Source organism: Phaeodactylibacter xiamenensis, assembly GCF_965229835.1.
GTDB classification, from domain to species: Bacteria; Bacteroidota; Bacteroidia; order Chitinophagales; family Saprospiraceae; genus Phaeodactylibacter; species Phaeodactylibacter xiamenensis.
In genome coordinates this window covers 7,617,569-7,630,199 of sequence record NZ_OZ245931.1, presented here as the reverse complement: position 1 = coordinate 7,630,199, position 12,631 = coordinate 7,617,569, and the positions used below count along the sequence as shown (strand labels likewise).

General features: G+C 50.6%; 10 protein-coding genes. 9 read left to right on the top strand and 1 reads right to left on the bottom strand.

The annotated features are described in order from the left end of the window. Nucleotides 1-169: 169 nt before the first annotated feature. Nucleotides 170-1,045 (top strand): hypothetical protein, encoded by an 876-nt coding sequence (locus ACO08I_RS29135; RefSeq protein WP_282775447.1) that lies wholly within the window; start codon nucleotides 170-172, stop codon nucleotides 1,043-1,045. A 291-nt stretch (nucleotides 1,046-1,336) separates the two neighbouring features. Here ACO08I_RS29135 and ACO08I_RS29130 read toward each other — a convergent pair whose 3' ends face one another. Next, nucleotides 1,337-3,466, bottom strand: coding sequence for a hypothetical protein (locus tag ACO08I_RS29130; RefSeq protein ID WP_421947957.1), 2,130 nt, complete (start codon nucleotides 3,464-3,466; stop codon nucleotides 1,337-1,339). A 143-nt stretch (nucleotides 3,467-3,609) separates the two neighbouring features. On the opposite strand from ACO08I_RS29130, the gene ACO08I_RS29125 reads away from it, so the two are divergent. The 8 genes from ACO08I_RS29125 (at nucleotide 3,610) to ACO08I_RS29090 (ending at nucleotide 12,593) form a co-directional block, all read left to right on the top strand. Then, entirely contained in the window at nucleotides 3,610-5,100 is a 1,491-nt protein-coding gene (locus ACO08I_RS29125; protein WP_421947956.1) for a hypothetical protein, read from the top strand. Nucleotides 5,101-5,155: 55 nt separating this feature from the next. Beyond that, nucleotides 5,156-5,851: a DUF6962 family protein gene (locus ACO08I_RS29120; RefSeq protein ID WP_421947955.1), complete on the top strand. Its 696-nt coding sequence runs from the start codon at nucleotides 5,156-5,158 to the stop codon at nucleotides 5,849-5,851. Between the two features lie 361 nt (nucleotides 5,852-6,212). Further along, complete coding sequence (locus tag ACO08I_RS29115; protein ID WP_421947954.1) at nucleotides 6,213-6,560, top strand: hypothetical protein; 348 nt, start codon at nucleotides 6,213-6,215, stop codon at nucleotides 6,558-6,560. 169 nt (nucleotides 6,561-6,729) lie between these two features. Continuing rightward, nucleotides 6,730-7,944, top strand: coding sequence for a DUF4230 domain-containing protein (locus tag ACO08I_RS29110; protein WP_421947953.1), 1,215 nt, complete (start codon nucleotides 6,730-6,732; stop codon nucleotides 7,942-7,944). Then, a complete protein-coding gene (locus ACO08I_RS29105) occupies nucleotides 7,944-8,540 on the top strand; it encodes a methyltransferase domain-containing protein (protein ID WP_421947952.1) in 597 nt (198 codons plus the stop codon). Before ACO08I_RS29110 ends, ACO08I_RS29105 begins: the two co-directional genes overlap by 1 nt. Nucleotides 8,541-8,641: 101 nt before the next feature. Beyond that, nucleotides 8,642-9,325, top strand: coding sequence for a response regulator transcription factor (locus tag ACO08I_RS29100; RefSeq protein WP_044225001.1), 684 nt, complete (start codon nucleotides 8,642-8,644; stop codon nucleotides 9,323-9,325). Nucleotides 9,326-9,537: 212 nt separating this feature from the next. After that, complete coding sequence (locus ACO08I_RS29095; protein WP_421947951.1) at nucleotides 9,538-11,349, top strand: LysM peptidoglycan-binding domain-containing protein; 1,812 nt, start codon at nucleotides 9,538-9,540, stop codon at nucleotides 11,347-11,349. A gap of 110 nt (nucleotides 11,350-11,459) precedes the next feature. Then, on the top strand, nucleotides 11,460-12,593 hold the full coding sequence (locus ACO08I_RS29090) for a CNNM domain-containing protein (RefSeq protein WP_421947950.1): 1,134 nt from the start codon (nucleotides 11,460-11,462) through the stop codon (nucleotides 12,591-12,593). The last annotated feature ends 38 nt before the right edge of the window (nucleotides 12,594-12,631 follow it).

The following is a 12,631-nucleotide window of genomic DNA, read 5'->3' as shown; positions in this document are numbered from 1 at the left end:
TTTGTTTGTTTCTTAGTTGTCCCAAATATCTTCAATCTTCTTCTGGGATCAAAGAATTCCTACCATATTAGATAGGCTAGCTATCTGGTTTTTACAATGGGCAAATACGTCCTGGTCAATATAATACCTATCTTTGAGCATCACTTCATCCCGAAAATTCAAAAATCTGATGAAACAATTGTTTTATTTCCTGGCCGTGGCAGTAGCCGCAATGCTTACCTCCTGCTCCAGCAATGAAGAGGAACTCTGGATTGAGGCCAACGGCAGCGGGCGGTACGAGTCCACTATGGACCTGAGCGGTATTTACCCTTTTATACTCATGGGGCTCAACAGCGAGCCGGAGGAAGAAGGTGAAGAAAAAGACCCCTTCACAAAGATGATGGAAGGTTTATTGCAGTCCGAGTCGGTTGATACGCTGATCCGTTTCTCTGATATGGTCGCGCGGGAGCTTGAAAAAGAGGGGAAGAATCTGGATATGCTGCTGGATAGCCTTGAGTCTGTTGACATCAATGAAGCCGGCATTACGGAGGCCGAGAAAGAAGCAAATCTTAAGCTATTCAGAGAGATGACAAATATCCAGCTGCGCATGCAGGTCAAAAAATCTGAGTCTTTATTCAAAATCACCACCATCAACACCTTTGACGACATTGCCGAATTTAAACAGGGAGGCAATTTTATGGAGACGATGATGGGCATGGACGATTATGCAGCTATGGGCGGACAAAGCGAAATGATGGAAGATGTACTGGGCGCCCAAACGCAATTTGCGCTGTCTGGCAAAACCCTGAACGTTTCCCGCCGCGGCCAGGACATGAGCGACATGAGCGAAGAAGACAAGCAGCAATTGCAGATGGTGGAGGGCATGCTCGGCGACGAGCCTTACCGCCTGACGATCCACTTCCCTGGAAAGGTAAAGAAAAAACTGAATTCCAAATATGCTACTCGCCTGGACAATGAGACGGTAGTCATTGAGATTCCCCGGGAAGACCTCAAAAATCCGGACATGAAACTGGACCTGGGCATCAAGTTCAAGGGGCTTAAGTAAGTGTACCTGCCCCCAGCTTACATTCTAACAAACCTGCCTGCCCGGCTTAACACCCGGGCAGGCAGGTTGCTTTTACCAGGCTAAGTGTAAGTTTGGAGGTGCACTTCGGCTGATAACCAAAGACTTGTGAATCCCGGTCAAACCGGGAACGTCATGGAAAAACACTTATTTGACCCTGACGATAAATGTCTGGATGTAGACACCCGCCAAACGCGCATTTTTCCATTTAGTCATAACCACAACTCTTTGATTATCAACTCTCGTTTGCTCCAAACAAACACTAAGAAATAATTACCTGACTACCACAAATGGTGCCACATACTGCTGCCCTGCGTCTGTAACGACCGCAACGTACCAGCCTCCGGCAAGGGTGCTGACGTTTGCTCCCACCATTGCCTCACCAACCTCCAATCCAACGGTCTCCAACAGCTTACCGGACTGGTCAAACAACCGTACTTGCGCGGCCTGGCTGAGCGGTACGGGCGCTTCCAGTATTAAGCGGCCATCACTGACCGGGTTGCCGATGACTCGAAGTGGTTTATTTGCACTTAGAGGTTGCGGTTCGGCTGCGGTAAGGCTTTCCAGTTGCACACGCTCGGCGATAGCGCGGTGATTGTGGGACAGCCAGAGCACGCCATTGGCATCCAGTCCGGCTGCAGTAAGGCGGTGGTTGTCCATGGGGCTGTTCACCGCATTGTATACTGCCCATTCGCCCTGCGTTTCCACAGCCGCTTGTGCGTCATCCCAGATTACTTTCCGGCCGCCCTGTATCAGTAGTTCCCGAAAAAATTGACCTTCTGAAGGGCCAAAAGGCAGTTCATAGGAATGCCAGGCGCCGTCCTCCAGATACTGAAGGCTGCTGTACCCCAGCGCCCAAAGCCGCCCCGTCGCCGGATCATATTTCAGGTCACTGACCGGATTATCCTCATAGCCCTGATCGCCCTGCTGAAGCATAGTCAGTTCGGAGCCATCCCAAAACGCAACATTAACTTCTCCGCCGCCGATCAGGGTGGCCCAAATCCCGCCGGGCACTACAGCAATATCACTTATGTAGCGCTCATCGAAGGCCGGGTGCACCTGTTGTTCCCAGTCCCCCTCAGCAAATCGGTACAAGCCATCCTCGTAAGTAGTTATCCAAACCTCTGATCCAGACAGACCGGGGTACAATTCCCAACCGTAAACTTCAGGGAAAGGGCTGTCTGCCGGGTCATATACCGTCACTTCAGCTCCGGACTGATGCACAACCGAAAGGCCGACAGCGCACCAAAATGATCCGTCAGCGGCAAAGGTGTACCGGCTGAAGGACAAGGGCCCTCCCTCTTCACCCTCAAGAGTTAGCTCGGCTCCTGCTTCCATATTCAAGACCGAACTGCTCCGGTCCTTGCCCCAAAGCCCTCCATCAGGATCATTCTTAAACTGGAAAAGCGGACCAGCAAAAGGATAGTCACCGTAAGTAACCACAGTGCCTCCCTCTACCTGCAATTCCTCCGTTGTGACCGTAAGCAGCTCTCCATCCGGCATCTCATACTGGGAAAGCGTCTTTTCCCAGTCCTGATACGTACCTTCCTGAGACCAAACCTCCCCATTCCATGTAAACTGTGACCGGGTGGGGATCAAAATCCGTAGTGCTCCCGGTTCAGGCTCCGTGATGAAAATGGAAGCCCCGAAGATATTGAGCTGAGGGACATGGGTAATGTGGTTCCAGTTTTCCCCATCAAAAGCGCCCACTGTGCCCAGGTCAGTGAAAAACCAAAGCTGCCCATCCTGCGCTTCGTGGATAGCGCTGCCTCCGTAGGCAAAAAAAGGCTCTTCCGTCTCATCTTCATCGGGGCTTAGGAGCACCAGCTCCTCTCCTTCTTTGCGGAACGCGCCATGGCTGGCAATCAGCAAGTGGCCGTCCTGGGAAAAGTCCAGCCCCCAGACTGCACCGTAAAGCGGGCTATCCGTATTTTCCCAACGCGACCAGGTACCGTTGTTGTAGCTCAGTAAGCCAATATCAGTTCCCACCCATAGCACCCCGGCTTCATCAAAAGCCATACAATATAAAAGCGGCTCTTCCTCCTGGCCGGTATTGAAACTTTCCGGATAGGGCAGGTGCTCCCAGGTGGTGCTGCCCTGCGGGCGGACCATAAGCGCCAGATCGTAGGTGCCAATGTACAGGTCATTCGTCAACGGGTGCTGTGCCACCGCTTCAATGGTATTGGATACCAGCCCGGCGGTGACCTTATTATGTGGGGTTGCAGAAGCGGTCAACGGCTCATACTCTAACAGCCCTGCAGAGGTAGGAATCCATACCCGGCCTTCGGTCGCCAATGGTTGCCCCGCCCGCTCAGCAAGCAGGAAACTCTCCCATTGTACATCTTGCCCGGTAGCCGTGCAGACCAGGACAAAAAGCATCAAAAAAGTCTTTAGATATTTCATGTATTTTTCTTTTGATCCAAAAATGGCGGGATTTACCCGGGGCTGCAAATGGAAAGGCTGCTATAAATTAAAACTTTAATTTTCCTAAATTGGGCTTAAATCCATTTTACAAGGACTTTACAAGTTTTTAAATTAAGACTTTAATGAAATCCATTCAGCCTGATCTCTACCAATTAGTAAAAGCGCTGACCCCGGCAGAGCAACGCACTTTCCATCATTTAGCGCACCGGCATACCGAAAAGCGCCCGATGGGTTATTTTGAGCTCTATGAAATATTGCGCAAACAAGACCGGTTTGACGAAGCTGCCGCGCGCCAGACGACCGGCTTAAAAAAGTCTCACTTTGCGGTGATCAAGCGTCAATTGTATGAGCAACTCATGCAGGCCCTTTCCTACCATCACCGGCAGGACCACGATTTGGAACAAGGCCGCCGCCTGCTACAGCAAACCCGGATCTTGCTGGAAAAGGACTTAATTGAACAGGCTGAAAAACGCCTGCGGAAAGCCCGTAAGCTAATTGAAGGGCATCAGTTAATCGCCCTGCAAACCGAGTGTCTGCTGCTGCGGAAAGCCCTATTGGAAAAGCGCCTAAACCAGCCTGATGCGCATCAGGGACTGGATAACCTGCAAAGAGACTGGAAAAACGCCGTCAATGCAATTGACCTGGCTGGGGAAGCCGCCTCCGCCAGCGTTGAGGTATCCCTTCAGCATTTGCAGAAAGTCCGCGCTAAGGGAAGCCGGGAGGGATACGGCCCAATCCCAGCTGTAGACCGCCCCACTTTCCGGAAGGCGCTCCATGCCCCTCAGTGGGCTACTCAGCTTGATGCCCGGCGCGCACTGTCCACCTATCATTTTATGAATGCAGAGCCAGCTGCAGCCTTTGCCCAAAACCAGGCAATGCTGCGGCTGTTCCGTAAGGCGCCCTTTTTGACAGAGCGCTATCCTGCCCGCTACCTGACCGTTTTCCAAAACCTGCTCATTGACCACTTCCAGCTTCAAAACTGGGCCGAGCTGGAGGAAGGCCTCAAACAGCTCCGCCAACTGCCCAAGCAACGAGCTTTTAAGCGGCTGCACGGTATTACCCCACGCATTGAAGAGCGCAGTACCTTGCTCGAAGCGAATATGCTGGTCGCCCGAAAAGCTTACAGCCGGGGCCGACAGTTGGCTGACGACTTGGTGCCCAGGCTGCAGCGCCAGGCCCTGCGCCTCTCCTACCCCAATCAGCAGTCGCTACTCTACCTGCTTGCCCTCTGTCAGTGGCTGGATGGTGCGGCAGACGATGCCCAGTCTACGATCAACCTGTTTCTGGACCGGTACCGCAAAAAAACGCTCGAAGAACTCTACCACTTTGCCCGCCTGCTGCAGTTGATGATCCATTTCGACCTGCAGCACGTTGAGCTTCTCCCTTACCTGTTACAGTCTTTCCGCAGAAGCCATACCGGCTTTTACCCTGAAAGTACGGAGCTCTTCCTGCAACATCTACAGCAACTCCTGAACGCCACCGGGCCCCGTGACCGGCCGAAAACACTGACTGTTTGGCGATCGGCTATCAAAAAAGCAGCCCTTGAAAATCGGGAAAGCCGGTTTTATGAATATCTGGATCTTTTTTATTGGATGGATCATTCCGTACATTGAGGGGCTGTAAATCGCTTATTTTACGTAACCCGGCTTATTCGAACCAAAATATAACATGGGAGATTCTCCACCGATAACCCTCTATGGCGTTCAAATCCTGGAGCCCGTCACCTCACTGACGGACCTTATCACCGCACTCGTCTGTTTCTATGCCTTTTACCGGTTAAGCAAACTGGACAGACATGGAAAGGTGTACACCTATTTCAGGTATTATTTCCTTTGGACCGGTATTGCGACCACCTGTGCTGCTTTCATCGGCCATGCCTTTCTTTACCTGTTCAGCTTTGAGTGGAAAATGATAGGCTGGGCGTTTAGCGCCACCGGGATACTCTTCATCGAATGGGGAACGCTACACTTTGTCCGGGAGGAAATATCTTCACGAGCCTTTCAGTGGATTTCCAGGGGCACATTAGTAAAATATCTGGCGTTCTGGACCCTTATCCTTACCACTCAGTCTTTTTTAGCAACCCAGGCACAGGCTGCCATTGGACTGATAGGGATAGTGCTGCCTCTCCAGGCATACCATTATCTGCATACGCGGCACCCGGGCAGCAGAGCGATCGTTTTTGCCCTGCTATTTTCCTTCCTGCCTGCCATAACTTACAACGCCAAATTGTCTCTACACACTTATTTTAACCACCAAGACATCAGCCATCTGTTAATGGCCATATGCCTGTTTTTAATCTACCGGGGCGTGGATCAAATCCTTGATCCTAAACCCAATACAATCGCAGAGATCAGTCATTCCTAAGCTCATCCCGTAACTGGCACCGGCAATTAACCGAAAAAAGTGTATTTTAGGCTGGTAAAACGCCTACCTGGACACCAATTACGGTGGTATATTCATCATCTGGGACAGAATCTTTGGCACTTATCAATCAGAACAGGAGCCCGTCAAATTCGGAATAACCTCTGGCTTTAATAGTACGGACCCGTTAAAGGCCCACCTTTTTTACTGGAAATACCTCTTTCGGCTAACCACAAGAGCCCGAAAGTGGCAGGAGAAAATACGGGTATTCTTTGCCCACCCCAGATGGCTGCCGGAAGGGCTTCAATACGAAGCGCCCGAGTACGAGGTGGACGAGGAGGGCCAACGGGTAAAATTCAAGCCTGTGCTCCCGCTGCCTATTGGCATTTACGTTCTGGTCAATAGTGTGGCGACTGCCTTTCTTTTTGTTTACATGATTAGCTTTAGGGAAAGCCTTACCTCTTTGCAAATCGGCTTGATCACAGGTGTCATTCTCCTTTCCATTCTCACGCACGGCCGGGTACTGGAGCAAAAAAGGGGCTATATCCTGTTGGAGTTTTTCCGCCACGTGGCACTAATTGCTGTATTGCCTGTTGCTACAGAGGGCTTTCCTTACCTCCCGGTTGCGGGCGTTGCGGTATTAGCCATTTGGTTTGCGCTTGTTTTGAGGAAAACTCAAAAGTCCGGACAGCCACTGTTGCCAGGCATATAAGGCCTATCAGTTTGGCCGTTTGTAAAGTCACTTCCGGCATTCTGATACCTTTTTTCGATCGCTGCAAACCCAAGTTCCGCACATTTGTTTTCATCTTTGCGTTTTTCAGATATGAAACGGCGTGACGGCGGGCAGGGCTTGCCGTCTCAAATGCGAATTGAAAACCACTATGGCCAGAAACAACGATTATCCTTCTTCCGGCAGTCAGCCACGCAATATGCTCCGTGCGCTATTGGTAATTCTTATTGTGTGTATTGTTGGCGTACTGCTGTTCCGCAAATTTGTGGCACCGCCGGGCTACACGAGCGTACCTAAGGAATATCAGGTCAACTACGTGCCTTCTGATTTCCGGATGCCCATTGATGAAGAGCGGGCGCTGTCCGTCCTTTCTGACCCGAATAACAACCGCCGGGGCTTCGATGAACTGGTGTATGAGGTCAATATGAGTATTCTGCAGCACGTGGGGCGCCGGATGAACCTCAACGATGGTGACCTTAGCCGCCTGCAGGACGAATATGAAAAACACCACCCCTACCTGAGAGAGCTTTACCTTAATGACTTCACCCAGCTACGGGATACCACCAGTCAGCTCTACGAGACCTGGTATGAAAATGAAGGCGGCAGTGCCATCGAAGCGCTGCGGGAAGTCGCCGGTAAGTATACCTGCTTCCTCGTCACCCAGGTCATCACTACCCTGGTACCGGTAAAAGGACAAAGCATTTATGCCAAAGGGCAGGAAGTCAACACACCCTGTGGCGTAGCCATGCAGGAAGCCCTCAATCCCATGCTCAAACGGCTGGAAGAAAGGGCTGCTGTACAAGACTTCAGCCGCTCCCGGGGGCTGTTGCAGGAAAAAGTGGAACGGGTAATTGCCGAACTCGCCACCATGGAAGTACGTGACAAAAAAGGGCTTAACAAGAATCTGCAGACTCGTTTTCTGGGGTTCTCGGTCTCCTCTTCTGATATTGAGGTGTCAGCCATCAGTATACTTAAGGTTGGCTTTAGGCTCAATGAGTATTTTGACATAGGCCTTAATGCCAAGCAGGGGCTCGTCACCATCACGCTGCCTGAGCCAGTTATCCTTTCTCACGAGGTTTTCCCTAAAATTGACAAGCTCGATATCGGGTGGATGCGGGAAGTTCAAAGTGTGGACCTCAACAAAAACTTCGATGTGCTGCGCCGGGAATTCCGCCGGGAAGCCCTGGAAAGCGACATCATGGACGATGCCAAATCTCAGGCCATCGACCTAATGAATACGATGTTTGACCCCGTCATAAAGGGTATCAACAGCCGGTACAACCTCCGTGTGCGCTTCAAGGAAGTCGAATCCGCCTACCCCGAACCGGAAACCGATTACGCTGCCGACAACCAATACCAAGACTGATGCCAACGCTTGATGCCAATTACTGGGAGAACCGTTACCACGACCACAACACCCCATGGGACATTGGCTACCCCTCTCCCCCGCTCGTTCATTACCTTCAGCAGCACACGGAGCCTGCAGACCGCATTCTGATTCCTGGTGCCGGCCATGCCTACGAAGCGGTATGGCTGCATCAGCAGGGATATCGCAATGTCTTCGTTTGCGACTGGGCACCTTCTGCCTTTGAGATTCTGGAAGCAAAAGCTCCTGATTTCCCTAAAGCACAATTACTCGTTGAAGATTTTTTTGCGCTGGACCTTGAAGTGGACCTGATTCTCGAACAGACTTTCTTTTGTGCCATTGATCCGGGCAGGCGGGAGGACTATGCCCGGCAGACCTGCAAATTGCTCAGGCCAGGCGGTAAACTTGCCGGGCTGCTCTTTACACATCCACTGGAACGGGGTGGCCCACCCTTTGGAGGACGGGAAGCAGACTATCGCTCCTTGTTTGAAAAGTATTTTGACGTATTACAGCTTGCACCTGCTGCGGACAGCATCAAGCCCAGAGCTGGGAATGAGGTCTTTCTTGAGGTACAACGCCGGAGTCAGGGGCGCTAGAACAAACCTATTCCAATTACTCTATCTGAACTAAGTCTAAATAAATTTGTTCTGTTCACGCTTAGAGATTAATTTAGCGCAAAGACAGGACAAACAAGAGCATGAACGCTATTTCCATTGTAATCGCTGACGCACAGCACCTTATCCGGGCAGGTCTCCGCCATCTTGTATCACAGGATGGCCGCTTTCAGGTTATCGGGGAAGCGAGCGATGAGGATGACCTGCGCCAAAAGCTCTCTGCTCTTCAACCTGATGTGGTTATTCTGGACTACGATCAGGAAGGTGCCTTCTCCATATCCACTATCAACCGCCTCAAGAAGCAACACCCGAACGTGCGGATTATGGTCATGAGCGATGATGACGAAAAGGAGCGGATTTACAAAGTGCTTCAGCTTGGTGTTAATGGTTTCCTTACCAAAGGCTGCGGCGAGGAGGAAGTCTTTGATGCCATAAAAGCCACAGCAAAAGGAGAAAAGTTATTTTGCACCCGCGTGCTGGATTACCTGCTGGAGAAAAGCTTTCCGGAACAGCAACAAAAACCCGCTGAACGGGAGTCGGTCAGCTGTGGCCCCACCCCACTAAGCCCCCGCGAAATAGAGATTGTCCGGCATATCGCCCGCGGACTGATTGCCAAGGAAATAGCGAGCGAGCTCAACCTCAGCACCCACACTATTTATACCCACCGCAAGAACATCATGAAAAAGCTCAACCTCAGCAGTGCGTCAGAGCTGATCCTCTATGCCGTTGATATCGGAATTGTAGACGGCCGGCAAATCCCCTCCTAGCACAACGGACGAGCCCAAACTCTTTACCCCTCGCAGAATAACCCTTTCCTCATAATATTCAGGGCAAGGATACCGTTAAACGTTGGGAAACAAATTGGTACGAAAACCGGAAACTTGCAATTGTTGCCGATTTCACTTACATTGAGTGCGTAAATTGACCGGTCTGTGGCCAAACAAAAAATTGGGCCGCGCCGTGAGCCAAATTTAATCATATGAGAACCACTATTCTTACGCTGTTCGCTGTGTTAGCGATCAATGCTGCTGTCTCTTCTGCTAATCTCTACATTTTGTACGATGACGCCTGCATGGACCGGCTGGAGTATGCCTATCAGAAAGCAGATGATCAGTCTCCTTACATTATGTACCAGGTGAGTACAATGCCCGGGGAAAAAATCATCCTGGAGGTAGGAGCAGAAAGCCAGACGCCGCAGGACTTTATGCCGGCGCAGTTCATACGCTGCAACAACGCGGTGTTTGATGAGCAGCTGGTCAATGCCATCAACAGCAATATTGATGAGGTGCACATGGTAGTCCGCAAGGGCAGCCGCTATTTCATTTCACCGATCAACTTCGCAGCCCGACTGCTGATCAACGATAACGTGATTCTTTACGACTCCCCTAAATACCGCTTCCAGTTTGACCGCAAGCTGGGCACAATCGGTGAAAATATTGCCTATAACAACCCCAGAGCAGAAGTCTTTTTTGAAGGCAAACTGGAAAATGAGTGTTCCGGAGCTTACCTTTTCCACCAGTATTCAGAATTTGACGGCAACCCACATGCTGATATAGTGCTCGTACCGGAAGTAGGTATAGTGGAAGAGCGTAGCGGCATCAATGCCGAAGATGCCCTGAACAATACACTGCGCCTGGAGAAGGTGAATGGCAGAAAGCTGGACCGCCACCTTCGCCGCATTTGCGATGGTGATTTCACGGAGGATGAAGCTGCCCCTGCCGAAGATGCCTTCGCTTCCCGTGCTGCCCAGGGAGATTTGACGACAAAAGGTGGGACACCTGACTCCTACGGCGCGGAGGCTTACACACGCCCGCGTGACCCGCTTGCGAATGTCGATACGACACCTAGGGCGGTGGCACAAAAGCCCCAAACCCATAAAGTTCAGAAAGGAGAAACGCTCTACCGTATTGCCAAAAATTACGGCGTGACGGTTGACCAGGTCAAAGCATGGAATAACAAATCCAGCAATACCATCTATCCCGGTGAAACCTTACAGGTAGCTGCCAGTACAATTGCTGCTGCACAACCTCAGGCTTTAACAGCAAAGGGAGGGCAGGCACAGTCTCTTCCTACCGCCCGCTACAGTACCAATCAGCCTGCTGCAAGCAGCAAAGCTGACAAATTCCACATTGTGCGGGCAGGTGAAACGGTAGCATCCCTTGCACTGCGTTACGGCTATACCGAAGCCCGGTTCCGTCAAATGAACGGACTGAACCCAAATGAAATGGTGAAAGTAGGGCAGCAAATCAAAATTGACCATTGCAACTGCCCGGATGACGCTCCGTCAGCTTACCAGCAGGCTCAACCGCGTATCAGCGCGATGGCTGCCCCTGCACCATCTGACAATAGTGTGCAGGCAAAAGGTCTCGTGCCTCAATCCTACAATACTACGGCACCTCGGATACCACAATCCGGCAGCCCGGAAGGAGAAACGTTCTCAAATGATCAGTTGGGCAGCCAAAGCCCGGAACAAGAGCTTCGCAACACCCCTTACTTCCTGAACCGCTCTTCCGTACAAAGCCCGCCTCCGGCCTCTTACAGCCGCGAACAGCCACCCGCCTATAACAATCCGGACTATACTGCCAGAGGAGGAAATAATCCACAGAGCTACGATACTTATGTTCCGGCACAACAGCAAAACCAGGTACGCACTGTATATATCGTAAAGGAAGGAGACTCCCTGTTCAATATTGCCCGCACCTACGGCACAAGTGTACAGCGCCTGCGGGAAATCAATAATCTGGAAAAAAACGAAGTCCTCATCCCTTATCAGCGGATTTTCTTGAACTAAAATAAGTGATGGGCTGTCGAAAAATGGGCTGTTTCTGAAAAGGAATAGCCCATTTCTATTTATCGAAGGGATGTTTACTTATTTTTGACCAAATTATCTGAATCCTATATATGCTGCTGCTATTCTTTTCAATGTCTATCCTCTTCTCCTTCCTGTGTTCCATATGGGAAGCAGTATTGCTGAGCATTACCCCCTCCTTTGTGGAGGTGACCTACAAGCAAGGTACTAAAACCGGGCAATTGCTGAAAACCTTCAAGGAAGACATTGACCGGCCTTTGTCTGCCATCCTTACCCTTAACACCATTGCCCATACCGTTGGTGCGATTGGCGTAGGCTCACAGGCAGGTAAGATGTACGGTGACCAAAATATGGTACTTGGCAGTTTTGAGCTGCCGTTCTCAGTGGAAGCTTTCGTGGGAGCTGCCATGACCCTGGCTATCCTGATTCTTTCAGAAATTATACCTAAAACCCTCGGAGCGAACAACTGGAAGCAGCTTTCCGGCTTCACCGTTAACTCTCTTAATGTAGTGATTTTTGCGCTCTACCCATTAGTCTGGCTAAGCCAGCTGATCACCAGGTCGATGAAAAAAGATAAGAACAAAAGTGTGCTTAGCCGGGCAGACTTTTCTGCAATGGCGGAGATTGGTGAAAAGGAGGGTATTTTCCGGAGCAATGAATCCCGGATCATCCATAACCTTTTGCGCCTGAACACTATCCGCACTAAGGATGTGATGACGCCGCGCACCGTTGTCAAAGCGGCCAATCAGGAACGCACCATACAGGAATTTTATGACAAAAACGAAAAGCTGCAGTTTTCCCGGATTCCTGTTTTTGCAGAGTCTAAAGACCATATTAATGGCTTTGTACTGAAAGATGAAATCCTGAGTAACATCATTAAAAATAATGGATCAGCTCCGCTCCGGGATATTATGCGGGAGATTCTCATTATCAATGAGCAAATCCCCCTGCCCGATTTGTTCAATCAGCTTATGGAAAAGCGCGAACACATTGCCCTAGTTGTAGATGAGTTCGGCGGCATGGCAGGTATCGTTACCATGGAGGACGTGATTGAAACCCTGCTTGGCATAGAAATCGTAGATGAACAGGACAACATTGAGGATATGCAATTACTGGCCCGGAAGAACTGGGAAAAGCGCGCGAAAGTCCTTGGTTTACTGGAAGAACTGCAGGAAAACACTGTCAAAGCAAGACCTGAAGAAGAACAGGAAGGAAAGCAGGACTGAAAAGGCAGCCTGCCCTAAAACATCTTATCCTTTAGCCA